This window comes from Bacillus cereus group sp. MG9 (assembly GCF_040459995.1).
Lineage (GTDB): Bacteria > Bacillota > Bacilli > Bacillales > Bacillaceae_G > Bacillus_A > Bacillus_A mycoides.
In genome coordinates, this window is record NZ_JARVHC010000001.1 from 258,749 (window position 1) to 285,029 (window position 26,281).

Genomic DNA, 26,281 nt, shown 5'->3' on the forward strand with positions numbered 1-26,281 from the left:
AGAAGATGGATATGATATTTAGAAAGATGGCACTCGATGATATTGCTCAAATTGTAGCTATTGAAGAAGCATCTTTTTCAACCCCTTGGACTGCAGATGCCTTTCACCGTGAATTAGAGGTGAATGAACATGCACATTATGTCGTGCTAGAAAAAGATGGTCTCGTAATTGGATATTGTGGATTGTGGATAATTATTGATGAATCACATGTAACAAATATAGCTATCCTGCCGGAATATAGAGGTCAAAAGCTAGGGGATGCCTTATTGAAAGAAGTCATTTCCGAAGCGAAAGGGTTAGGAGTAAAAACAATGACACTTGAAGTACGCATGTCAAATGAAGTAGCAAAGCAGTTATACAGAAAATACGGATTTCAAAATGGTGGGATTCGTAAACGATACTATGCAGACAATCAGGAAGATGGTCTTGTAATGTGGGTGAATATATAATGGAAAAAAATACGATTATACTTGGTATTGAAACAAGCTGTGATGAAACAGCTGTAGCAGTTGTTAAAAATGGAACGGAAATCATTGCGAATGTCGTTGCATCGCAAATTGAAAGTCATAAGCGTTTTGGCGGAGTAGTACCAGAGATTGCATCCCGTCATCATGTAGAAGAAATCACAGTTGTGTTAGAAGAAGCTTTAAAAGAAGCGAATATCACTTTTGAGGATATTGATGCAATTGCTGTAACAGAAGGCCCAGGTTTAGTCGGAGCACTTTTAATAGGTGTAAATGCAGCGAAAGCTGTGGCTTTTGCTCATGATATCCCTCTAGTTGGTGTTCATCATATTGCTGGTCATATTTATGCGAATCGTTTAGTAAAAGAAGTACAATTCCCGTTACTATCGCTTGTTGTATCCGGTGGACATACGGAGCTTGTTTATATGAAAGAACATGGTTCATTTGAAGTGATTGGTGAAACGCGAGATGATGCGGCAGGAGAAGCTTACGATAAAGTAGCTCGTACATTATCAATGCCTTATCCAGGTGGTCCTCATATTGATCGCCTTGCACATGAAGGAAAACCAACAATTGATTTGCCTCGTGCGTGGCTAGAACCTGATTCGTATGATTTCAGCTTTAGTGGATTGAAATCAGCAGTTATCAACACTGTGCATAACGCAAAACAGCGCGGTATAGAAATTGCACCAGAAGATTTAGCAGCAAGTTTCCAAGAAAGTGTAATAGATGTACTTGTAACGAAAGCGTCTCGTGCAGCAGATGCTTACAATGTAAAACAAGTGCTTCTTGCTGGTGGAGTAGCTGCTAATAAAGGGCTTCGTGCACGTTTAGCAGCAGAATTTGCACAAAAAGAAAATATAGAGCTAATTATTCCTCCTCTATCTTTATGCACAGATAATGCAGCGATGATTGCGGCTGCAGGTACAATTGCATACGAACAAGGAAAACGCGCTACATTAGCTTTAAATGCAAATCCAGGATTAGATATTGAAGCATAGTTATACACAAAATTAACCACAGCTTGTGGATAAAACCCGAATTATCTGTTGATAATTTGGGTTTTTTTGTGTACATAAAATGTGTATAACTTTTTATGTAGTTGTGGATAATGTGGAAAAGTTATTTGAAAGTTTATATTATAAAGGTGGATATGTGTATAACCTTGTGGATAACATAGAGGAAGTCTGACCTTTGAGGAAATTCTTTTTTGGGAAATAAAAAACAAAGAGATGTCCAAAAAACATTTTGAAACATCCTCCTCTTATTATATAAGGTGCTACTATTGTCAATCCTTGTCGAATCGGTTATATAATTTTATTTACTATGGTATTGATTCCAAAAAAGAAAATAAAAAGGAGGTCATCTCGTCAAAAAGCCCGACTTATGAGACATCCTCCTCTTTTAAATTCTCTTATATATGCAGTTCTTCCCATTCTGCCATACAAGCTTCAAGTTGTTCTTGCAGTGTTTGCTTTTTAGTTGTAATTTCACTAGCCTTTTCATAATCTGCATATATTTCTGGTAAGCAAAGCTGATCTTCTAACGTAGCAATTTCTTCTTCTAAGCCTACGATATTTTGTTCCAGTTCTTCAATTTTTCGAGTACGTTGACGCTCTAGCTGTTTACGTTCTTTTTCTTCGAGATAATTTAATTTTTCTTGTGCCACCACTTTTTGAACAGGTACTTCATCTTCTTGCTCTAGTTCCGCACGTTCAATCATTTCATTTTTCTTTTCAACGTAATAATCGTAATCACCTAAATATTCTTGTGCACCTTCTGTTGATAACTCAACAACGGTTGTCGTTACGCGATTAATAAAATAGCGGTCATGAGAGACGAATAGAAGAGTACCTGGGTAATCAATTAAAGCATTCTCCAAAATCTCTTTACTATTTAAATCAAGATGGTTTGTTGGCTCATCGAGAATTAATAAATTGGATTTTTGCATCATAAGTTTTGCAAGAGCTAGTCGAGCCTTTTGTCCACCACTAAGAGAAGATACTGGTTTGAGTACATCATCCCCTGTGAATAAAAAGTTGCCTAGTATAGTGCGAATTTCTTTTTCGGGCTGCAATGGATATTCATCCCATAATTCATTTAAAACTCGCTTCGAAGATGTTAAGTTGGCTTGTTCTTGATCATAATAACCAACAGATACGTTTGACCCGAAAGCAACGTTTCCATGTAATAGCTGTAACTTATTCACAATGGATTTTAATAATGTAGATTTTCCAATTCCGTTTGGCCCAACTAAGGCAACACTGTCACCGCGAGTTAAGCGCATATTTACATGTTCAATAATCGGTTCCTGATAATAGCCAATAGTTGCATCTTTCACTTGTAAAACATCATTTCCACTTTGTTTTTCAATATCGAAGTGGAAGGAAGCTGATTTAGAATCGCCTAATGGTCTAGTTAATACTTCCATTCTGTCTAATTGTTTACGGCGACTTTGAGCGCGTTTTGTCGTAGATGCACGAGCTATATTTTTTTGTACAAAGTCTTCCAGTTTAGAAATTTCATCTTGTTGTTTTTCATAACGCTTCATTTCTTGCTCGTATAGAGCTGATTTTGAGTCTAAATATTTACTGTAGTTACCAACAAATCGTCGGCTTTCCTTATTAGAAATTTCGTATACTTGTGTAACGAGTTTATCTAAGAAATAACGGTCATGGGAAACGATTAAAATCGCGCCAGGATAGCCTTGTAAATATTGTTCAAGCCATGTTAGTGTCTCGATGTCCAAATGGTTTGTAGGTTCGTCTAAAATAAGTAAGTCTGGTCTAGTTAATAATAATTTCCCAAGAGCTAATCGAGTCTTTTGTCCACCACTTAATGTGGAAATTTTCGTCTGATGCGTTTCAACTGGGAAGCCAAGACCGCTTAAAATTGAGCGTATATCCGCTTCGTACTGATAGCCGCCTTGATCTTTATAATCTAATTGTAATTGGTCATAATCAGCTAATAATTTCTCATATATAGCCGCATTTGAAAAGTTTTCTTCTTTTCCCATCTCTTGCTCTAGCCTTCGAAGTTTTGTCTCCATCTGCTGCAAGTGTGTAAAGACGGTTAACATTTCATCCCAAATTGTTAAAGACGTTTCTAATCCGGTATTTTGAGCTAAATACCCCATTGAGACATCTTTCGGTTTTATAATTTCACCACCATCATGAGATAACTCGCCAGCTATTATTTTTAATAATGTAGATTTTCCAGCTCCATTTCGTCCGACTAATGCGATACGATCTTTTGTTTGTACTTCCAATTTTATGTTTGCAAGAATCGTTTCTGCACCGTATAATTTCGAAAGCCCATTCACTTGTAATAATATCAATGTTTTCACCTCAAATAATTTCTTAACTTTGCCATGTTTATATTTCTCAATCATACTAAAAATAGTGTATAGTTTAAAATAAAGAGAGAATACTTCTTCTCTTTATTATACAAGGAAATTCATGAGTACTAAACTTCTGTATTTGATTCAAGTATAAGAATAAAGATAGGAAGAGAGGAGAGGTTATATGGATCAGCAAAAAATTCCACAGGCCACTGCCAAACGATTGCCTCTATACTATCGATTTATCCAAAACTTATCTCTTTCTGGTAAGCAACGTGTTTCATCAGCCGAATTGAGTGAAGCGGTAAAGGTTGATTCCGCAACTATTCGAAGAGATTTTTCATATTTTGGAGCGTTAGGGAAAAAAGGATATGGATATAACGTAAATTATTTATTATCATTTTTCCGTGAAACACTCGACCAAGATGATATAACACGCGTGGCACTTATTGGAGTAGGTAATTTAGGGACCGCTTTCTTACATTATAATTTCACGAAAAACAATAATACAAAAATTGAAATGGCGTTTGATGTTAGTGAAGAGAAAGTTGGAACAGAAATCGGAGGCATTCCTGTATATCATTTGGATGAACTAGAAGAACGTTTATCAACTGATATACAAGTGGCAATATTAACAGTACCCGCTACAGTAGCGCAATCTGTGGCAGATAGATTGGCAGAAACGAACGTGCATGGTATTTTAAATTTCACACCAGCACGCTTAAATGTGTCAGAGAATATAAGAATTCATCACATTGATTTAGCTGTAGAGTTACAAACGCTTGTTTACTTTTTGAAGAATTATCCACAATAAAACGCAGAGGAGATGACCTCTGCGTTTTATTATTGTTTTTTCTTTGTGAATTTAACTAAGATAAGGCGAAGTGCCAAATTAAAATCAATTGTTGCCATAACTGCAAATAGTATTGTCCACATATTCCAGATTGTATCTGTTACGTTCGTAATGGCGAAGCGTGTAAAGATACATCCAAGAAGAAAGTACAATGCAGCCATGAACAATGGTGAGTTTCTCATACTAAAAATCCTCCGATAAAGCCTTGCATTTTTTCAGCTTCTTTAATCATTTCTTGAATTTGCTCATTGCTCATAAAAATTTGTCCAATAGCGACTAATGTATTCATTGCCACATGGGCTGCTATAGGAACGATAATGCGTTTCGTTTGTACATATAAAAAGGCGAATACGAGCCCCATAGAAGTGTATACCAATAAGTGAGTAAAATCAAAATGAATCGCCGCGAATACAAGTGAACTAATGATAGCAGCAACAAAGAAATTAAATCTCTTATAAAGTGTGCCAAATAAAATTTTTCTAAATACGATTTCCTCTAAGATAGGTCCGATTATAGATACAACAATGAGGAACCAAGGTGTCGTTCTTGCAATTTCCATCAGCTTCATTGTATTTTCCGAACCTTGTTTAATTCCTAGTAGACGCATTTCGATCATACCGGCAATTATTTGGGAAGAGAAAGCTAAGAGAATACCGATTATAATCCAACCAACTGTAGCTGGGATCGTAACACGCATTTTATCTAAATGCCTGTCACGAATATCTATTCTAAGTAACCAAAGCACGATACATAATGCAACAAAGAAGCTAATGATTGCCCAATGTCCCGTTATGATTTGACCTTTTTCCTCCATGGTAAATCCTCTATTATCATAGAGCCCTGTTTTTAGGAGTAGTGGTAAGCCAACAATTCCAGATAACTGCATTAAAATGTATGTAACGATAATCCACCAATATTGTTTCTTCAAATGGTTTAACCATCCTTTCTAACTCTAGTGTATGAGATAAGGTAGGATAACATGTAAATATGCTACCTACGATATAAACTTTCATTTGAATTATATTTTTTTTGTAAATAAGTATTTGAAAATAAAATAGGAGACAGGAAAAAGTTGTACGTTTAGCGAAAACAACTTAGGGTGTCTTTCATATTGTAACATACAAGAAGTGGGAACAACGATTCATATAGTAAAGGCAGTAGAAGAAGTAATGATATATAGGAAAGTGCATAAAGTAATTTGCGAAAAAATTATGATTTTTTTACTTGCAAAAGAAATTGAGATTATTTATTATTAGAAGTGTGTTAGCACTCGTGTGACTTGAGTGCTAATAAATAAAATTTACATAACAAAATGAGGAGGTTATTGTTCATGCTAAAGCCATTAGGTGATCGCGTTGTAATTGAACTTGTTCAAGCAGAAGAAAAAACAGCAAGTGGTATTGTATTACCAGAAACTGCAAAAGAAAAACCACAAGAGGGTAAAGTTATTGCAGTAGGTACAGGCCGAGTGCTTGAAAATGGTGAGCGTGTTGCTTTAGAGGTAGCAGCAGGTGATCTTATCATCTTCTCAAAATATGCAGGTACTGAAGTGAAATACGAAGGTACAGACTACTTGATTTTACGTGAAAGTGACATTTTAGCAATTATCGGTTAATTATATACATTTTAAAAATCCAAGGGGGTCAATTATTATGGCAAAAGATATTAAATTTAGTGAAGAAGCACGTCGTTCGATGCTTCGCGGTGTCGACACTCTTGCAAACGCAGTAAAAGTAACGCTTGGACCAAAAGGTCGTAACGTTGTACTTGAGAAAAAATTCGGTTCACCACTTATTACAAATGACGGTGTAACAATCGCAAAAGAAATCGAATTAGAAGATGCATTCGAAAACATGGGTGCGAAATTAGTAGCAGAAGTTGCTAGCAAAACAAACGATGTGGCTGGTGACGGAACGACAACTGCAACTGTATTAGCGCAAGCTATGATTCGTGAAGGTCTTAAAAACGTAACAGCTGGTGCAAACCCAATGGGTCTTCGTAAAGGTATCGAAAAAGCTGTTACTGCTGCAATTGAAGAATTAAAAGCGATTTCTAAACCAATCGAAGGTAAATCTTCTATCGCACAAGTAGCTGCTATTTCTTCGGCTGACGAAGAAGTAGGTCAATTAATCGCTGAAGCAATGGAGCGCGTTGGTAACGACGGCGTTATTACTTTAGAAGAATCTAAAGGATTCACAACAGAATTAGACGTAGTAGAAGGTATGCAATTTGATCGTGGATATGCATCTCCTTACATGATTACTGATTCTGACAAAATGGAAGCAGTTCTTGATAACCCATACATTTTAATTACTGACAAAAAGATTTCTAACATCCAAGAAATCTTACCAGTATTAGAGCAAGTGGTACAACAAGGTAAACCACTTCTTATCATTGCTGAAGATGTAGAAGGCGAAGCGTTAGCTACATTAGTAGTGAACAAACTTCGTGGTACATTCAATGTAGTTGCTGTTAAAGCTCCTGGATTTGGTGACCGTCGTAAAGCAATGCTAGAAGATATCGCAATCTTAACTGGTGGCGAAGTAATCACTGAAGAATTAGGACGTGACTTAAAATCTGCTACAGTTGAATCTTTAGGACGCGCTGGTAAAATTGTTGTAACGAAAGAAAACACAACTGTAGTTGAAGGTATTGGAAATTCACAACAAATCGAAGCTCGCATCGGTCAAATCCGCGCGCAATTAGAAGAAACTACTTCTGAATTCGATCGTGAAAAATTACAAGAGCGTCTTGCTAAACTTGCGGGCGGTGTAGCAGTAATTAAAGTAGGTGCAGCAACTGAAACTGAGTTAAAAGAGCGCAAACTTCGCATTGAAGATGCACTTAACTCAACTCGTGCAGCAGTAGAAGAAGGTATCGTTGCAGGTGGTGGTACTTCACTTATGAACGTATACACAAAAGTAGCTTCTATCGTAGCTGAAGGCGACGAAGCAACAGGTATCAACATCGTACTTCGTGCACTAGAAGAGCCAGTTCGTCAAATCGCAATCAACGCTGGTCTAGAAGGATCTGTAGTTGTAGAGCGTCTAAAAGGCGAAAAAGTAGGCGTTGGTTTCAACGCAGCTACTGGCGAATGGGTTAACATGCTTGAGTCTGGTATCGTAGATCCAGCTAAAGTAACTCGTTCTGCACTTCAAAACGCAGCGTCTGTTGCAGCTATGTTCTTAACAACTGAAGCTGTAGTTGCTGACAAGCCAGAACCAAATGCACCAGCAATGCCTGACATGGGCGGCATGGGCATGGGTGGTATGGGCGGAATGATGTAATTCCGTTCTCCCGAAAAACATCCACTTCTATATAGAAGTGGATGTTTTTTTATGTTTTTGAGCGCAGGAAAATAATTTCTGTAGAATTTTGTCGCTTTCTCTCTTGACCATATCGATACTTCATTGTTAGAATCTAGGAAGATAATATAAAACAATCCTTCATATATCCTCGATGATATGGTTTGAGAGTCTCTACCGGGTTACCGTAAACAACCTGACTATGAAGGCAGTGCGTCTTATATTTATAAAGAGCGGAAGACTATCTTTCTTTATAAAGCCAGACCCCTGCCTTTTCTTTGTCATGAGACTAGAGGCGGAGGACTGGCTTTTTTTATTATATTAGTAATGCTTTTCGCCAAATTGGTGAAAATATTTATATACGAGAACTAACGTTGGGGTGATTATTTTGAAGAAGCAGCATGATACAATTATCGTTTTAGATTTTGGGAGTCAGTACAATCAGTTAATAGCACGTCGAATTCGTGAGTTCGGTGTATACAGTGAACTTCATCCACATACAATTACTGCAGAAGAAATTAAAGCAATGAATCCAAAAGGGATTATCTTCTCTGGTGGACCAAATAGTGTATACGGTGAAGGCGCATTACATTGTGATGAAAAAATCTTTGAACTAGGATTACCGATCTTCGGTATTTGTTACGGTATGCAGCTTATGACACAACACTTCGGTGGTAAAGTAGAACGTGCAAACCACCGTGAGTATGGAAAAGCTGTTCTTAAAGTAGAGAACGAATCAAAATTATATGCGAACCTTCCAGAAGAGCAAGTTGTATGGATGAGCCATGGTGACTTAGTAACTGGTTTACCTGAAGGATTCGTAGTAGATGCAACAAGTGAGTCTTGTCCAATTGCTGGTATGAGCAATGAAGGGGAAAACTTATACGGTGTACAATTCCACCCAGAAGTACGTCACTCTGAGCACGGAAACGATTTAATTAAAAACTTCGTATTCGGCGTATGTGGTTGTTCTGAAGGATGGAACATGGAGAACTTTATCGAAGTAGAATTAGAGAAGATCCGTGAAACTGTTGGAGACAAAAAAGTATTATGCGCACTTAGTGGCGGTGTAGACTCTTCTGTTGTAGCAGTATTAATTCATAAAGCGATTGGTGACCAATTAACATGTATTTTCGTGGACCACGGTTTACTTCGTAAAGATGAAGCAGAAGGTGTTATGAAAACATTTAGCGAAGGCTTCCATATGAACGTTATTAAAGTGGATGCACAAGAGCGCTTCATGAACAAGTTAAAAGGTGTAGAAGATCCAGAGCAAAAACGTAAAATCATCGGTAATGAATTCATTTACGTATTTGATGATGAAGCTTCTAAATTACAAGGAATGGACTTCCTAGCGCAAGGTACACTTTACACGGACATCGTTGAAAGTGGTACAGCAACTGCACAAACAATTAAATCTCACCATAACGTTGGTGGACTTCCAGAAGACATGCAGTTCAAATTAATTGAGCCTTTAAATACTTTATTTAAAGACGAAGTACGTGTATTAGGATCAGAACTAGGAATTCCTGATGAAATCGTATGGCGTCAACCGTTCCCAGGTCCAGGACTTGGTATTCGTGTATTAGGTGAAATTACAGAAGAGAAATTAGAAATCGTTCGTGAATCTGATGCAATTTTACGTGAAGAAATTATAAAAGCAGGATTAGACCGCGAAGTTTGGCAATACTTCACTGCGCTTCCTGGTATGCGTAGCGTAGGTGTGATGGGTGACGAGCGTACTTACGATTACACAGTAGGTATCCGTGCAGTAACATCTATCGATGGTATGACAGCTGACTGGGCACGTATCCCTTGGGACGTATTAGAGAAAATCTCTGTACGTATCGTAAACGAAGTAAAACACGTTAACCGTATCGTGTATGATATAACGAGTAAGCCACCAGCAACTATTGAGTGGGAATAGTATTGTAATAAAAAAGATCCATCTATCGTTCATGTATAGATGGATCTTTTTGTTTTTACCCTTAATACGAACGAAAATATAAAAGTTTATAAAAATGTTCGTTTTTAAATTGACAAAACCACCTCCTCGAGTTAATATGAGTATGTAATTCAAACGAAAAGTGAATATTATGCCGTCGTATAATATCGGGGATATGGCCCGAAAGTTTCTACCTAGCTACCGTAAATGGCTTGACTACGAGGCGTTTTGATAAAGATGAGGGGAAACTTGTCTTTATTCATAGAACGCTTCCATGTATATGCAATGGAAGCCTTTTTTATTTTTATAAATAAAAGAGGGCTAGGGTGAAATACGGCGAGTAATCATATAACGGGGGAAACGTAAGATGAAACGCTATTTTCAGTTTGATGAACTCGGCACAAATTATAAAACAGAGTTCATAGCAGGTTTAACGACATTTTTATCTATGGCTTATGTATTATTTGTCAATCCTGCTACGCTGTCACTTGGAAATGTTAAAGGGTTACCAGCAGGTACAGGAATGGATCCAGGTGCAGTATTCGTTGCTACAGCATTAGCAGCGGCGATTGGTTCGTTAATTATGGGGATATTTGCGAAGTATCCGATTGCTTTAGCGCCAGGTATGGGAATAAACGCGTTCTTTGCTTATACAGCGGTGTTAACGATGGGAATTCCGTGGCAAACGGCGATTGCTGGAACATTAATGTCAGGTATTATCTTTATTATTCTTACTGCTTCAGGTATTCGTGAAAAAATTATTAATGCAATTCCAGTAGAGTTAAAGTTTGCAGTAGCGGCGGGTATCGGATTATTCATTGCCTTCCTTGGATTCCAAAATGCCGGAATTATCGTAAAGAATGATGCTGTCCTTGTTGGATTGGGGGATTTAACGAAGGGCACAACGTTATTAGCAATTTTCGGAGTTGTTATTACAATCATCTTCATGATTAAGAAAATAAATGGTGCTGTTTTCTACGGCATGATTCTTACGGCAATTTTAGGAGTAGCAACAGGATTAATTGATACTCCGAAAGCTGTGGTGGGAGCAATACCGAGTCTAGAACCGACGTTCGGTATGGCGTTAACTCACTTTGGAGACATTTTTACTGTTCAAATGGCGATTGTTATTATAACGTTCTTCTTTATCGATTTCTTTGATACAGCAGGTACGCTTGTAGCCGTTGCAAATCAAGCGGGATTAATGAAGAACAATAAATTACCACGTGCAGGAAAAGCATTATTTGCAGATGCGATTGCAACTGTAATTGGTGCGATTTTAGGTACATCAACAACAACGTCTTACATTGAATCGTCTGCGGGGGTAGCAGCGGGTGGACGTTCTGGATTTACAGCAGTTGTAACAGCAGGGTTCTTCTTACTGGCACTATTCTTCTCACCACTATTAAGTGTTGTGACACCAGCTGTAACAGCGCCAGCATTAATTATTGTAGGAATCTTGATGGTTTCATCTTTAGGAGAAATTGATTGGAAGAAATTCGAGATTGCAGTGCCAGCGTTCTTTACTATCATTTCAATGCCACTTACGTATAGTATCGCAACAGGAATTGCAATCGGGTTTATCTTCTATCCAATTACAATGGTTGTGAGTGGTCGTCGTAAAGAGATTCATCCAATTATGTATGTTATGGGAGTTTTATTCGTACTATATTTCATCTACGTTCGTAAATAAAGTGAAACTTTAATCAGCGTGGGGGAAACCCCACCCTGATTATTAGTTGAACCAATCGGGCTTTTACGGGCAGTTGATCTGCCACGTAGCATCGTTGCTTTGGGCAGTTTTTGAAGTGGGAGTCTTACTGCCCGTTAATGCGGGATAAAAGGGGTTTTTTGAAAGGTCTAGACTTGAGGGGAGTCTAGACCTTTTTTGCGTCTTCAGAAAATCTTAAGGATTTCCGAGCGTTTTTCTTCAGAAGTTTTCTTATAATAGAAGTTAGGGATTAAAAAAGTGATGGGGGAGATAGTATGGCCGGGGAAACGATACTTGTCGTAGATGATGAAAAAGAAATTAGGAACCTTATTACAATTTATTTAAAGAACGAAGGATATAAAGTACTGCAAGCAGGGGACGGAGAAGAAGGGTTACGTATATTAGAAGAAAATGAAGTGCACTTAGTCGTATTAGATATTATGATGCCGAAAGTAGATGGTATTCATATGTGTATGAAAGTAAGGGAAGCGAAGGAAATGCCGATTATTATGCTTTCGGCAAAAACGCAAGATATGGATAAAATTTTAGGATTAACAACAGGTGCAGATGATTATGTAGCAAAACCGTTTAATCCGTTAGAGTTAATCGCAAGAATTAAATCTCAGCTACGTCGTTATATGAAAATGAATGGCTTTGCTATTCAAAATGAGGACGAGTTAGAAATTGGAGAGATGAAAATAAACATCTCCACTCATACAGTCATTGTGGATGGAGAAGAAGTGAAACTGACCCCGAGGGAATTTTCAATTTTAGAATTACTAGTCCGTAATCCGGGGATGGTCTTTAGTGCGGAACAAATTTATGAAAAGGTTTGGAACGAAAGATCTTTCCAGTCGGATAACACGGTAATGGTTCATATTCGGAAAGTGCGTGAAAAGATTGAGGAGAATCCAAGGAAGCCAATATATATAAAAACAGTATGGGGAGTGGGGTATAAGATTGAAAAAGATATTTAATCCATTTACTTATGTTAGGAAAATTCGAGAATTAATTGGAAAGATAGTGAAGAGTGTGAAACGGAGTATACGAATTCAACTTATTACTGCGTTTACTGCTTGTGCGTTGTTAGGGATTTTGTCAGCGAAGGCAGCAGCACCGTTTTTTGAGAATGCGAATCGAGAGGCGACGATCGATTATCGGGTTGGTATGGAACAAATTAATCAACAAGCTCAAAGCGTGGCAAATAGTTCAGTTCATGAAAATAAATTAGAAGCTATATCAACTATGATTGAAATAGAGAATCAAAATTTAGAACAAAACTCTAGAGCTTTAAAAGTATTGGTCACTGATGAGAGCGGTAAAGTTTTATATAAAACGAAGCAGGCGCAAGAAGAGCAAATTGATTTGCATAATACAATTCGTAATGCATCATCGTTTGCGATTAATTATATGAATGGTAGAAAAGAATTTGAAAGTACGAGAAAAGAATTTATAGCTTTTGCACCTATTACAATAGAAGATAAGAATTTATACATGTTTGTTAGTGGGATTCCAGAAGGTGAAGTAATATATGATACGCAAGAAGGACCGTTTCCGTTTTTCATAGGTGTACTTGTATTTATTTTCTCTTTCTTCTATATAACAAAGAGAAAGATGAAGCAAATTGAAGCGATGGCACAAGGTGTAAAAGAAATAGAAAAAGGAAACTTAGCGTACCGTATTGAGAAAAAAGGTGAAGATGAGATTGCGTCTTTAACTGAGAATATTAATAATATGGCGGAAGAGCTTATGAATAATATAGAAAAGGAACGTAAATTAGAGAAGCAAAAGAATGAGCTTATTACGAATGTATCTCACGATTTACGTACACCACTGACTTCTATAATGGGTTACTTGCGATTACTTCGAGATTCTAAATATGAAAATAAAGAACAACATGATGAGTATACGAGAATTGCTTTTGCAAAGTCGGAGCAGTTAAAGAACTTAATAGAAGATTTATTTGAGTATACGAAGTTAACGAATGAACAAGTTGTATTAGAAAAACAGGAAGTGTGTGTAAATGAGTTACTTGATCAATTAATAGAAGAGTTAGTACCACAAGCGGAAGAGCATGGCCTTATGTTTGTTAAGAAGTTTCCTGAGGAACGTGCATATGCGATGATTGATTCGGAAAAGATGGTTCGTGTATTCGACAACTTACTAATGAATGCAATTAAGTATAGTAAAGATGACGGAGAGATAAAAGTTTCTCTTCAAAGGCAGCGCAGGAATATACAAATTGTTATTGCGAATCATAGTGAAGAGTTTACGAGAGAAGAGTTAGGGAACTTGTTTGAACGGTTTTATAAGAAAGATCAATCTAGAAGTAGAGTAACAGAAGGTTCGGGGCTCGGATTAGCTATTGCGAAAAGTATTGTTGAGTTGCAAGGTGGTAGTATTCGAGCTGAGTATGAGGACGGGATCGTTCAGTTCATCGTTTCATTACCAATTATAGAAAAATAATAAATGAATAGAATGTTATAGGATAAAAAGGCTTATTTTAAAAGGAATAAGCCTTTTTATATTTTTTTAGAAAAACATATTGACGATTAGAGTTTAGAGGTGTAATATAAAAAAAGTCGCCGATAGCAACAACGCAGAAAGCGACAAAAGAAATAAAAAAAACTTGGTTGACATTGAAATATGAAAATGTTAACATAAGGGAGTCGCAAATGAGCGGCAAACAAGTTCTTTGAAAACTGAACGAAACAAACAACGTGAACGTCAATTTTTATTTTTAGATGCTAGACAAACTAACTTTATTGGAGAGTTTGATCCTGGCTCAGGATGAACGCTGGCGGCGTGCCTAATACATGCAAGTCGAGCGAATGGATTAAGAGCTTGCTCTTATGAAGTTAGCGGCGGACGGGTGAGTAACACGTGGGTAACCTACCCGTAAGACTGGGATAACTCCGGGAAACCGGGGCTAATACCGGATAATATTTTGAACTGCATAGTTCGAAATTGAAAGGCGGCTTCGGCTGTCACTTATGGATGGACCCGCGTCGCATTAGCTAGTTGGTGAGGTAACGGCTCACCAAGGCGACGATGCGTAGCCGACCTGAGAGGGTGATCGGCCACACTGGGACTGAGACACGGCCCAGACTCCTACGGGAGGCAGCAGTAGGGAATCTTCCGCAATGGACGAAAGTCTGACGGAGCAACGCCGCGTGAGTGATGAAGGCTTTCGGGTCGTAAAACTCTGTTGTTAGGGAAGAACAAGTGCTAGTTGAATAAGCTGGCACCTTGACGGTACCTAACCAGAAAGCCACGGCTAACTACGTGCCAGCAGCCGCGGTAATACGTAGGTGGCAAGCGTTATCCGGAATTATTGGGCGTAAAGCGCGCGCAGGTGGTTTCTTAAGTCTGATGTGAAAGCCCACGGCTCAACCGTGGAGGGTCATTGGAAACTGGGAGACTTGAGTGCAGAAGAGGAAAGTGGAATTCCATGTGTAGCGGTGAAATGCGTAGAGATATGGAGGAACACCAGTGGCGAAGGCGACTTTCTGGTCTGTAACTGACACTGAGGCGCGAAAGCGTGGGGAGCAAACAGGATTAGATACCCTGGTAGTCCACGCCGTAAACGATGAGTGCTAAGTGTTAGAGGGTTTCCGCCCTTTAGTGCTGAAGTTAACGCATTAAGCACTCCGCCTGGGGAGTACGGCCGCAAGGCTGAAACTCAAAGGAATTGACGGGGGCCCGCACAAGCGGTGGAGCATGTGGTTTAATTCGAAGCAACGCGAAGAACCTTACCAGGTCTTGACATCCTCTGAAAACTCTAGAGATAGAGCTTCTCCTTCGGGAGCAGAGTGACAGGTGGTGCATGGTTGTCGTCAGCTCGTGTCGTGAGATGTTGGGTTAAGTCCCGCAACGAGCGCAACCCTTGATCTTAGTTGCCATCATTAAGTTGGGCACTCTAAGGTGACTGCCGGTGACAAACCGGAGGAAGGTGGGGATGACGTCAAATCATCATGCCCCTTATGACCTGGGCTACACACGTGCTACAATGGACGGTACAAAGAGCTGCAAGACCGCGAGGTGGAGCTAATCTCATAAAACCGTTCTCAGTTCGGATTGTAGGCTGCAACTCGCCTACATGAAGCTGGAATCGCTAGTAATCGCGGATCAGCATGCCGCGGTGAATACGTTCCCGGGCCTTGTACACACCGCCCGTCACACCACGAGAGTTTGTAACACCCGAAGTCGGTGGGGTAACCTTTATGGAGCCAGCCGCCTAAGGTGGGACAGATGATTGGGGTGAAGTCGTAACAAGGTAGCCGTATCGGAAGGTGCGGCTGGATCACCTCCTTTCTATGGAGAATTGATGAACGCAGTTCATCAATAAACGTTGACTTGTTTTGTTTCGTTCAGTTTTGAGAGAACTATCTCTCAAGTTTAAATGTATGTTCTTTGAAAACTAGATAACAGTGTAGCTCATATTTTTTTAATTTTAGTTTGGTTAAGTTAGAAAGGGCGCACGGTGGATGCCTTGACACTAGGAGTCGATGAAGGACGGGACTAACGCCGATATGCTTCGGGGAGCTGTAAGTAAGCTTTGATCCGAAGATTTCCGAATGGGGAAACCCACTATACGTAATGGTATGGTATCCTTACCTGAATACATAGGGTATGGAAGACAGACCCAGGGAACTGAAACATCTAAGTACCTGGAGGAAGAGAAAGCAAATGCGATTTCCTGAGTAGCGGCGAGCGAAACGGAATCTAGCCCAAACCAAGAGGCTTGCCTCTTGGGGTTGTAGGACATTCTATACGGAGTTACAAAGGAACGAGGTAGACGAAGCGACCTGGAAAGGTCCGTCACAGAGGGTAATAACCCCGTAGTCGAAACTTCGTTCTCTCTTGAATGTATCCTGAGTACGGCGGAACACGTGAAATTCCGTCGGAATCTGGGAGGACCATCTCCCAAGGCTAAATACTCCCTAGTGATCGATAGTGAACCAGTACCGTGAGGGAAAGGTGAAAAGCACCCCGGAAGGGGAGTGAAAGAGATCCTGAAACCGTGTGCCTACAAATAGTCAGAGCCCGTTAATGGGTGATGGCGTGCCTTTTGTAGAATGAACCGGCGAGTTACGATCCCGTGCGAGGTTAAGCTGAAGAGGCGGAGCCGCAGCGAAAGCGAGTCTGAATAGGGCGTTTAGTACGTGGTCGTAGACCCGAAACCAGGTGATCTACCCATGTCCAGGGTGAAGTTCAGGTAACACTGAATGGAGGCCCGAACCCACGCACGTTGAAAAGTGCGGGGATGAGGTGTGGGTAGCGGAGAAATTCCAATCGAACCTGGAGATAGCTGGTTCTCCCCGAAATAGCTTTAGGGCTAGCCTTAAGTGTAAGAGTCTTGGAGGTAGAGCACTGATTGAACTAGGGGTCCTCATCGGATTACCGAATTCAGTCAAACTCCGAATGCCAATGACTTATCCTTAGGAGTCAGACTGCGAGTGATAAGATCCGTAGTCAAGAGGGAAACAGCCCAGATCGCCAGCTAAGGTCCCAAAGTGTGTATTAAGTGGAAAAGGATGTGGAGTTGCTTAGACAACTAGGATGTTGGCTCAGAAGCAGCCACCATTTAAAGAGTGCGTAATAGCTCACTAGTCGAGTGACTCTGCGCCGAAAATGTACCGGGGCTAAATACACCACCGAAGCTGCGAATTGATACCAATGGTATCAGTGGTAGGGGAGCGTTCTAAGTGCAGTGAAGTCAGACCGGAAGGACTGGTGGAGCGCTTAGAAGTGAGAATGCCGGTATGAGTAGCGAAAGACGGGTGAGAATCCCGTCCACCGAATGCCTAAGGTTTCCTGAGGAAGGCTCGTCCGCTCAGGGTTAGTCAGGACCTAAGCCGAGGCCGACAGGCGTAGGCGATGGACAACAGGTTGATATTCCTGTACCACCTCTTTATCGTTTGAGCAATGGAGGGACGCAGAAGGATAGAAGAAGCGTGCGATTGGTTGTGCACGTCCAAGCAGTTAGGCTGATAAGTAGGCAAATCCGCTTATCGTGAAGGCTGAGCTGTGATGGGGAAGCTCCTTATGGAGCGAAGTCTTTGATTCCCCGCTGCCAAGAAAAGCTTCTAGCGAGATAAAAGGTGCCTGTACCGCAAACCGACACAGGTAGGCGAGGAGAGAATCCTAAGGTGTGCGAGAGAACTCTGGTTAAGGAACTCGGCAAAATGACCCCGTAACTTCGGGAGAAGGGGTGCTTTCTTAACGGAAAGCCGCAGTGAATAGGCCCAAGCGACTGTTTAGCAAAAACACAGGTCTCTGCGAAGCCGTAAGGCGAAGTATAGGGGCTGACACCTGCCCGGTGCTGGAAGGTTAAGGAGAGGGGTTAGCGTAAGCGAAGCTCTGAACTGAAGCCCCAGTAAACGGCGGCCGTAACTATAACGGTCCTAAGGTAGCGAAATTCCTTGTCGGGTAAGTTCCGACCCGCACGAAAGGTGTAACGATTTGGGCACTGTCTCAACCAGAGACTCGGTGAAATTATAGTACCTGTGAAGATGCAGGTTACCCGCGACAGGACGGAAAGACCCCGTGGAGCTTTACTGTAGCCTGATATTGAATTTTGGTACAGTTTGTACAGGATAGGCGGGAGCCATTGAAACCGGAGCGCTAGCTTCGGTGGAGGCGCTGGTGGGATACCGCCCTGACTGTATTGAAATTCTAACCTACGGGTCTCATCGACCCGGGAGACAGTGTCAGGTGGGCAGTTTGACTGGGGCGGTCGCCTCCTAAAGTGTAACGGAGGCGCCCAAAGGTTCCCTCAGAATGGTTGGAAATCATTCGTAGAGTGCAAAGGCATAAGGGAGCTTGACTGCGAGACCTACAAGTCGAGCAGGGACGAAAGTCGGGCTTAGTGATCCGGTGGTTCCGCATGGAAGGGCCATCGCTCAACGGATAAAAGCTACCCCGGGGATAACAGGCTTATCTCCCCCAAGAGTCCACATCGACGGGGAGGTTTGGCACCTCGATGTCGGCTCATCGCATCCTGGGGCTGTAGTCGGTCCCAAGGGTTGGGCTGTTCGCCCATTAAAGCGGTACGCGAGCTGGGTTCAGAACGTCGTGAGACAGTTCGGTCCCTATCCGTCGTGGGCGCAGGAAATTTGAGAGGAGCTGTCCTTAGTACGAGAGGACCGGGATGGACGCACCGCTGGTGTACCAGTTGTTCTGCCAAGGGCATAGCTGGGTAGCTATGTGCGGAAGGGATAAGTGCTGAAAGCATCTAAGCATGAAGCCCCCCTCAAGATGAGATTTCCCATAGCGTAAGCTAGTAAGATCCCTGAAAGATGATCAGGTTGATAGGTTCGAGGTGGAAGCATGGTGACATGTGGAGCTGACGAATACTAATAGATCGAGGACTTAACCATATAATATGAAGCAAATGTTATCTAGTTTTGAAGGAATATACCTTCAATAGTTTGGTGATGATGGCAGAGAGGTCACACCCGTTCCCATACCGAACACGGAAGTTAAGCTCTCTAGCGCCGATGGTAGTTGGGACCTTGTCCCTGTGAGAGTAGGACGTCGCCAAGCAACTTTAAGACGAGTCAGAATGACTCGTCTTTTTTGTGTTTTAAACTTCTTATCAGCCTCAAGTAAGTAATCCTTATTATTTTGATCCTCTCATATTCATTTTCTTTCATCATTTTTGATGTGTAGTTTAAGATTTTCTATTCTATTTTTTGTAGAAGCAATCTATCGGTGTGTTAAAATAGTACAGTTGTTTTTCGAGGTACTTTAATATAGGAAGATTTAAATTTTTTAAGGAGATAATATGAAGAAGATAGGTGTAATTACTATAGTGGTTTTAGTCCTTCTAGCAATTACTTATATGTTAGTCGGGAATTATTTTTATAATTATGCGTTGAATGCGAAACAAGAGAAAGAGTTTTTAGAGGATAATCCTCACTTAGTAGAAACTGTGAATGCATCGGGAGGTGTGTTTGCTACAAATGAAGAAAAGGATGCGAACTTTGTATCAAATCATAAACCTAATATACGAAACATAAATTCTTTCGATAAGTTGAAATTAACAGGTTATGAATATATGAATGAACAATCTAGCCATAAATGGGCAATTGTAGTTCATGGATATGATAGTAGGGCATCGAAAATGACGAAATATATCCGGAATTTTTATGAAGAAGGATATAACGTCATAGCGCCAGATCTTCGTGGGCATGGAAATAGTGAAGGTGATTATATAGGGATGGGCTGGCACGATCGTAAAGATATTTTGATTTGGATTCAACAAATTGTAAAGAAAGACCCTAATGCTGAAATAGCACTCTTTGGAGTTTCAATGGGGGGAGCAACTGTAATGATGACTTCAGGTGAAGAGTTACCCTCTAACGTTAAAGTTATTATTGAAGATTGTGGATACTCAACTGTTATTGATGAATTTACTTATCAATTAAACGATTTATTCCACTTGCCGAAGTTTCCTGTTATGAATGCGGCAAATACAGTTACAAAATTAAGAGCTGGATATGATTTAGAAGAAGCTTCAGCTGTAAAACAAGTAGCGAAAAGTAAAACACCGATGCTATTTATTCATGGGGACGCTGATACATTCGTTCCTTATGAAATGTTAGATGAAGTATATAATGCTGCAAAAGTAGAAAAAGAGAAATTAATTGTTCCAGGTGCTGGACATGGAGAAGCCGAGAAGGTAGAATCGAATAAATATTGGAATACCATATGGGAGTTCGTGGGGAGATACATTCCAGCGTAATTAGATTGTTTTAGATTTGTATTTTGTATATACGATAATCAGAAGGAAACGTTTTTATACTTTTGATTATCGTTTTTTCTATTTAAAAACTCATTTTAGTTTGTAGTATATAAGGTTTGAAGCATAAATTTTTGAATTCCTTATTGCCAGTGCTACAATAATTGAAAACTACATGTTAATGAGGTGTTTCTATGAAAATTGAAGTATGGTCAGATTTTGTATGCCCATTTTGTTATATTGGGAAACGTAGATTAGAAATGGCTTTAGAGCAATTTCCGCATAAGAAAGATGTTGAAGTTGAGTTTAAAAGTTTTGAATTAGACCAAAATGCTCCAATCTATTCTGGAACAAGTATTAATGAAGTACTTGCATCAAAGTATGGGATTAGTATTGAAGAAGCTAAGCGTAATAATATACAACTAGGCAATCATGCAGCTAGTATGGGGTTAAGTTTTAATTTTGAAGAGATGAAGCCGACGAACACTTTTGATGCGCATCGTCTTGCCAAATTTGCAAAGGATCAAGGGAAAGAAAAAGAGATTACGGAAAATCTACTTTGTGCATATTTCACTGAATCGAAAAATTTAAGTGATGTGGATACGCTTGCTACTATTGCTGAAGCTTCAGGTTTAGATAAGCAAGAAGCTCTACATGTTATTAATGATAAAAGCGCATATGCAAATGATGTTAGAATTGATGAAGCGATTGCTCAGCAATATCAAATTTCGGGAGTTCCTTATTTTATTATTAATCAAAAGTATGCTATTTCAGGTGCGCAACCACTTGAAACTTTTGTTGGTGCACTTCAGCAAGTTTGGGAAGAAGAGAATCCTACACCTAAGTTACAAGAGCTTTCTTCAGAGGGTGGAAGCGATATGTCTTGTACGGATGAAAGTTGTTCTGTACCTTCAAAAGAACAATAGTTTTTATGATGGAATAGCAACCCATAGAGTGTTTCATGGGTTGCTTATCTATTCTTATAGAAGAGGTATATAAATAGATAAATTAATAACGTAAATAGGATTTATAAAAAAATGAAGTTTTTTATAAAAACATATTGACGATTGTAGGTTAGAGGTGTATTATAGAACAAGTCGCCGATAGTAACAACGCAGAAAGCGACAAAAGAAAATGAAAAACTTAGTTGACATTGAAATATGAAAATGTTAACATAAGGGAGTCGCAAATGAGCGGCAAACAAGTTCTTTGAAAACTGAACGAAACAAACAACGTGAACGTCAATTTTTATTTTTAGATGCTAGACAAACTAACTTTATTGGAGAGTTTGATCCTGGCTCAGGATGAACGCTGGCGGCGTGCCTAATACATGCAAGTCGAGCGAATGGATTAAGAGCTTGCTCTTATGAAGTTAGCGGCGGACGGGTGAGTAACACGTGGGTAACCTACCCATAAGACTGGGATAACTCCGGGAAACCGGGGCTAATACCGGATAATATTTTGAACTGCATAGTTCGGAATTGAAAGGCGGCTTCGGCTGTCACTTATGGATGGACCCGCGTCGCATTAGCTAGTTGGTGAGGTAACGGCTCACCAAGGCGACGATGCGTAGCCGACCTGAGAGGGTGATCGGCCACACTGGGACTGAGACACGGCCCAGACTCCTACGGGAGGCAGCAGTAGGGAATCTTCCGCAATGGACGAAAGTCTGACGGAGCAACGCCGCGTGAGTGATGAAGGCTTTCGGGTCGTAAAACTCTGTTGTTAGGGAAGAACAAGTGCTAGTTGAATAAGTTGGCACCTTGACGGTACCTAACCAGAAAGCCACGGCTAACTACGTGCCAGCAGCCGCGGTAATACGTAGGTGGCAAGCGTTATCCGGAATTATTGGGCGTAAAGCGCGCGCAGGTGGTTTCTTAAGTCTGATGTGAAAGCCCACGGCTCAACCGTGGAGGGTCATTGGAAACTGGGAGACTTGAGTGCAGAAGAGGAAAGTGGAATTCCATGTGTAGCGGTGAAATGCGTAGAGATATGGAGGAACACCAGTGGCGAAGGCGACTTTCTGGTCTGTAACTGACACTGAGGCGCGAAAGCGTGGGGAGCAAACAGGATTAGATACCCTGGTAGTCCACGCCGTAAACGATGAGTGCTAAGTGTTAGAGGGTTTCCGCCCTTTAGTGCTGAAGTTAACGCATTAAGCACTCCGCCTGGGGAGTACGGCCGCAAGGCTGAAACTCAAAGGAATTGACGGGGGCCCGCACAAGCGGTGGAGCATGTGGTTTAATTCGAAGCAACGCGAAGAACCTTACCAGGTCTTGACATCCTCTGAAAACTCTAGAGATAGAGCTTCTCCTTCGGGAGCAGAGTGACAGGTGGTGCATGGTTGTCGTCAGCTCGTGTCGTGAGATGTTGGGTTAAGTCCCGCAACGAGCGCAACCCTTGATCTTAGTTGCCATCATTAAGTTGGGCACTCTAAGGTGACTGCCGGTGACAAACCGGAGGAAGGTGGGGATGACGTCAAATCATCATGCCCCTTATGACCTGGGCTACACACGTGCTACAATGGACGGTACAAAGAGCTGCAAGACCGCGAGGTGGAGCTAATCTCATAAAACCGTTCTCAGTTCGGATTGTAGGCTGCAACTCGCCTACATGAAGCTGGAATCGCTAGTAATCGCGGATCAGCATGCCGCGGTGAATACGTTCCCGGGCCTTGTACACACCGCCCGTCACACCACGAGAGTTTGTAACACCCGAAGTCGGTGGGGTAACCTTTATGGAGCCAGCCGCCTAAGGTGGGACAGATGATTGGGGTGAAGTCGTAACAAGGTAGCCGTATCGGAAGGTGCGGCTGGATCACCTCCTTTCTATGGAGAATTGATGAACGCAGTTCATCAATAAACGTTGACTTGTTTTGTTTCGTTCAGTTTTGAGAGAACTATCTCTCAAGTTTAAATGTATGTTCTTTGAAAACTAGATAACAGTGTAGCTCATATTTTTTTAATTTTAGTTTGGTTAAGTTAGAAAGGGCGCACGGTGGATGCCTTGACACTAGGAGTCGATGAAGGACGGGACTAACGCCGATATGCTTCGGGGAGCTGTAAGTAAGCTTTGATCCGAAGATTTCCGAATGGGGAAACCCACTATACGTAATGGTATGGTATCCTTACCTGAATACATAGGGTATGGAAGACAGACCCAGGGAACTGAAACATCTAAGTACCTGGAGGAAGAGAAAGCAAATGCGATTTCCTGAGTAGCGGCGAGCGAAACGGAATCTAGCCCAAACCAAGAGGCTTGCCTCTTGGGGTTGTAGGACATTCTATACGGAGTTACAAAGGAACGAGGTAGACGAAGCGACCTGGAAAGGTCCGTCACAGAGGGTAATAACCCCGTAGTCGAAACTTCGTTCTCTCTTGAATGTATCCTGAGTACGGCGGAACACGTGAAATTCCGTCGGAATCTGGGAGGACCATCTCCCAAGGCTAAATACTCCCTAGTGATCGATAGTGAACCAGTACCGTGAGGGAAAGGTGAAAAGCACCCCGGAAGGGGAGTGAAAGAGATCCTGAAACCGTGTGCCTACAAATAGTCAGAGCCCGTTAATGGGTGATGGCGTGCCTTTTGTAGAATGAACCGGCGAGTTACGATCCCGTGCGAGGTTAAGCTGAAGAGGCGGAGCCGCAGCGAAAGCGAGTCTGAATAGGGCGTTTAGTACGTGGTCGTAGACCCGAAACCAGGTGATCTACCCATGTCCAGGGTGAAGTTCAGGTAACACTGAATGGAGGCCCGAACCCACGCACGTTGAAAAGTGCGGGGATGAGGTGTGGGTAGCGGAGAAATTCCAATCGAACCTGGAGATAGCTGGTTCTCCCCGAAATAGCTTTAGGGCTAGCCTTAAGTGTAAGAGTCTTGGAGGTAGAGCACTGATTGAACTAGGGGTCCTCATCGGATTACCGAATTCAGTCAAACTCCGAATGCCAATGACTTATCCTTAGGAGTCAGACTGCGAGTGATAAGATCCGTAGTCAAGAGGGAAACAGCCCAGATCGCCAGCTAAGGTCCCAAAGTGTGTATTAAGTGGAAAAGGATGTGGAGTTGCTTAGACAACTAGGATGTTGGCTCAGAAGCAGCCACCATTTAAAGAGTGCGTAATAGCTCACTAGTCGAGTGACTCTGCGCCGAAAATGTACCGGGGCTAAATACACCACCGAAGCTGCGAATTGATACCAATGGTATCAGTGGTAGGGGAGCGTTCTAAGTGCAGTGAAGTCAGACCGGAAGGACTGGTGGAGCGCTTAGAAGTGAGAATGCCGGTATGAGTAGCGAAAGACGGGTGAGAATCCCGTCCACCGAATGCCTAAGGTTTCCTGAGGAAGGCTCGTCCGCTCAGGGTTAGTCAGGACCTAAGCCGAGGCCGACAGGCGTAGGCGATGGACAACAGGTTGATATTCCTGTACCACCTCTTTATCGTTTGAGCAATGGAGGGACGCAGAAGGATAGAAGAAGCGTGCGATTGGTTGTGCACGTCCAAGCAGTTAGGCTGATAAGTAGGCAAATCCGCTTATCGTGAAGGCTGAGCTGTGATGGGGAAGCTCCTTATGGAGCGAAGTCTTTGATTCCCCGCTGCCAAGAAAAGCTTCTAGCGAGATAAAAGGTGCCTGTACCGCAAACCGACACAGGTAGGCGAGGAGAGAATCCTAAGGTGTGCGAGAGAACTCTGGTTAAGGAACTCGGCAAAATGACCCCGTAACTTCGGGAGAAGGGGTGCTTTCTTAACGGAAAGCCGCAGTGAATAGGCCCAAGCGACTGTTTAGCAAAAACACAGGTCTCTGCGAAGCCGTAAGGCGAAGTATAGGGGCTGACACCTGCCCGGTGCTGGAAGGTTAAGGAGAGGGGTTAGCGTAAGCGAAGCTCTGAACTGAAGCCCCAGTAAACGGCGGCCGTAACTATAACGGTCCTAAGGTAGCGAAATTCCTTGTCGGGTAAGTTCCGACCCGCACGAAAGGTGTAACGATTTGGGCACTGTCTCAACCAGAGACTCGGTGAAATTATAGTACCTGTGAAGATGCAGGTTACCCGCGACAGGACGGAAAGACCCCGTGGAGCTTTACTGTAGCCTGATATTGAATTTTGGTACAGTTTGTACAGGATAGGCGGGAGCCATTGAAACCGGAGCGCTAGCTTCGGTGGAGGCGCTGGTGGGATACCGCCCTGACTGTATTGAAATTCTAACCTACGGGTCTCATCGACCCGGGAGACAGTGTCAGGTGGGCAGTTTGACTGGGGCGGTCGCCTCCTAAAGTGTAACGGAGGCGCCCAAAGGTTCCCTCAGAATGGTTGGAAATCATTCGTAGAGTGCAAAGGCATAAGGGAGCTTGACTGCGAGACCTACAAGTCGAGCAGGGACGAAAGTCGGGCTTAGTGATCCGGTGGTTCCGCATGGAAGGGCCATCGCTCAACGGATAAAAGCTACCCCGGGGATAACAGGCTTATCTCCCCCAAGAGTCCACATCGACGGGGAGGTTTGGCACCTCGATGTCGGCTCATCGCATCCTGGGGCTGTAGTCGGTCCCAAGGGTTGGGCTGTTCGCCCATTAAAGCGGTACGCGAGCTGGGTTCAGAACGTCGTGAGACAGTTCGGTCCCTATCCGTCGTGGGCGCAGGAAATTTGAGAGGAGCTGTCCTTAGTACGAGAGGACCGGGATGGACGCACCGCTGGTGTACCAGTTGTTCTGCCAAGGGCATAGCTGGGTAGCTATGTGCGGAAGGGATAAGTGCTGAAAGCATCTAAGCATGAAGCCCCCCTCAAGATGAGATTTCCCATAGCGTAAGCTAGTAAGATCCCTGAAAGATGATCAGGTTGATAGGTTCGAGGTGGAAGCATGGTGACATGTGGAGCTGACGAATACTAATAGATCGAGGACTTAACCATATAATATGAAGCAAATGTTAT

The 26,281-nt window shown here is 41.8% G+C and carries 14 protein-coding genes, 5 rRNA genes and 2 riboswitches; of the genes, 16 read left to right on the forward strand and 3 right to left on the reverse strand.

Annotated elements, in window-relative coordinates; all coding sequences use genetic code 11:
• Nucleotides 1-5 precede the first annotated feature (5 nt).
• Both rimI and tsaD read left to right on the forward strand, forming a co-directional pair.
• Nucleotides 6-449 carry a ribosomal protein S18-alanine N-acetyltransferase gene (gene rimI / locus QCI77_RS01505; RefSeq protein WP_002063534.1) on the forward strand — a complete coding sequence of 148 codons (444 nt, stop codon included), beginning with the start codon at nt 6-8 and terminating at the stop codon, nt 447-449.
• On the forward strand, nt 449-1,465 hold the full coding sequence (gene tsaD, locus QCI77_RS01510; protein ID WP_002009991.1) for a tRNA (adenosine(37)-N6)-threonylcarbamoyltransferase complex transferase subunit TsaD: 1,017 nt from the start codon (nt 449-451) through the stop codon (nt 1,463-1,465). Before rimI ends, tsaD begins: the two co-directional genes overlap by 1 nt.
• A gap of 413 nt (nt 1,466-1,878) precedes the next feature.
• Here the strand turns inward: tsaD and QCI77_RS01515 are convergent, their stop codons facing one another.
• Entirely contained in the window at nt 1,879-3,801 is a 1,923-nt protein-coding gene (locus QCI77_RS01515) for an ABC-F family ATP-binding cassette domain-containing protein (RefSeq protein WP_090835618.1), read from the reverse strand.
• 187 nt (nt 3,802-3,988) lie between these two features.
• Here QCI77_RS01515 and QCI77_RS01520 point away from each other — a divergent pair, with 187 nt between their 5' ends.
• Nucleotides 3,989-4,618, forward strand: coding sequence for a redox-sensing transcriptional repressor Rex (locus QCI77_RS01520; protein WP_000372704.1), 630 nt, complete (start codon nt 3,989-3,991; stop codon nt 4,616-4,618).
• A gap of 29 nt (nt 4,619-4,647) precedes the next feature.
• Here QCI77_RS01520 and QCI77_RS01525 read toward each other — a convergent pair whose 3' ends face one another.
• Complete coding sequence (locus QCI77_RS01525) at nt 4,648-4,839, reverse strand: YdiK family protein (RefSeq protein WP_001246201.1); 192 nt, start codon at nt 4,837-4,839, stop codon at nt 4,648-4,650.
• A complete protein-coding gene (locus QCI77_RS01530) occupies nt 4,836-5,585 on the reverse strand; it encodes a CPBP family intramembrane glutamic endopeptidase (RefSeq protein WP_002063533.1) in 750 nt (249 codons plus the stop codon). Before QCI77_RS01530 ends, QCI77_RS01525 begins: the two co-directional genes overlap by 4 nt.
• Before the next feature lie 402 nt (nt 5,586-5,987).
• Between QCI77_RS01530 and groES the strand changes: the two genes are divergently transcribed.
• From groES to QCI77_RS01595, 13 genes are all read left to right on the forward strand, one after another.
• Entirely contained in the window at nt 5,988-6,272 is a 285-nt protein-coding gene (groES, locus tag QCI77_RS01535) for a co-chaperone GroES (RefSeq protein WP_002009985.1), read from the forward strand.
• Between the two features lie 37 nt (nt 6,273-6,309).
• Nucleotides 6,310-7,944 carry a chaperonin GroEL gene (groL, locus tag QCI77_RS01540; RefSeq protein ID WP_002029451.1) on the forward strand — a complete coding sequence of 545 codons (1,635 nt, stop codon included), beginning with the start codon at nt 6,310-6,312 and terminating at the stop codon, nt 7,942-7,944.
• Between the two features lie 139 nt (nt 7,945-8,083).
• Nucleotides 8,084-8,185: riboswitch (purine riboswitch) on the forward strand.
• Nucleotides 8,186-8,350: 165 nt separating this feature from the next.
• Nucleotides 8,351-9,889: a glutamine-hydrolyzing GMP synthase gene (guaA, locus tag QCI77_RS01545; protein WP_012260212.1), complete on the forward strand. Its 1,539-nt coding sequence runs from the start codon at nt 8,351-8,353 to the stop codon at nt 9,887-9,889.
• A gap of 155 nt (nt 9,890-10,044) precedes the next feature.
• Nucleotides 10,045-10,146, forward strand: a riboswitch (purine riboswitch).
• 128 nt (nt 10,147-10,274) lie between these two features.
• Entirely contained in the window at nt 10,275-11,600 is a 1,326-nt protein-coding gene (locus tag QCI77_RS01550) for an NCS2 family permease (protein ID WP_002029453.1), read from the forward strand.
• Between the two features lie 293 nt (nt 11,601-11,893).
• Entirely contained in the window at nt 11,894-12,595 is a 702-nt protein-coding gene (locus QCI77_RS01555) for a response regulator transcription factor (RefSeq protein ID WP_002029454.1), read from the forward strand.
• Nucleotides 12,579-14,084 carry a sensor histidine kinase gene (locus QCI77_RS01560; protein ID WP_002124847.1) on the forward strand — a complete coding sequence of 502 codons (1,506 nt, stop codon included), beginning with the start codon at nt 12,579-12,581 and terminating at the stop codon, nt 14,082-14,084. Before QCI77_RS01555 ends, QCI77_RS01560 begins: the two co-directional genes overlap by 17 nt.
• Nucleotides 14,085-14,380: 296 nt before the next feature.
• Nucleotides 14,381-15,932, forward strand: a 16S ribosomal RNA gene (locus QCI77_RS01565).
• Between the two features lie 146 nt (nt 15,933-16,078).
• Nucleotides 16,079-19,000 (forward strand): 23S ribosomal RNA (locus QCI77_RS01570).
• Between the two features lie 50 nt (nt 19,001-19,050).
• A 5S ribosomal RNA gene (gene rrf, locus QCI77_RS01575) occupies nt 19,051-19,166 on the forward strand.
• Together the 16S, 23S and 5S rRNA genes form the textbook arrangement of a ribosomal RNA operon.
• 241 nt (nt 19,167-19,407) lie before the next feature.
• Nucleotides 19,408-20,367 (forward strand): alpha/beta hydrolase, encoded by a 960-nt coding sequence (locus QCI77_RS01580; protein WP_353824428.1) that lies wholly within the window; start codon nt 19,408-19,410, stop codon nt 20,365-20,367.
• A gap of 191 nt (nt 20,368-20,558) precedes the next feature.
• Entirely contained in the window at nt 20,559-21,290 is a 732-nt protein-coding gene (locus QCI77_RS01585) for a DsbA family oxidoreductase (RefSeq protein ID WP_353824429.1), read from the forward strand.
• Between the two features lie 350 nt (nt 21,291-21,640).
• A 16S ribosomal RNA gene (locus QCI77_RS01590) occupies nt 21,641-23,192 on the forward strand.
• Nucleotides 23,193-23,338: 146 nt separating this feature from the next.
• A 23S ribosomal RNA gene (locus QCI77_RS01595) occupies nt 23,339-26,260 on the forward strand.
• Nucleotides 26,261-26,281: the final 21 nt, after the last annotated feature.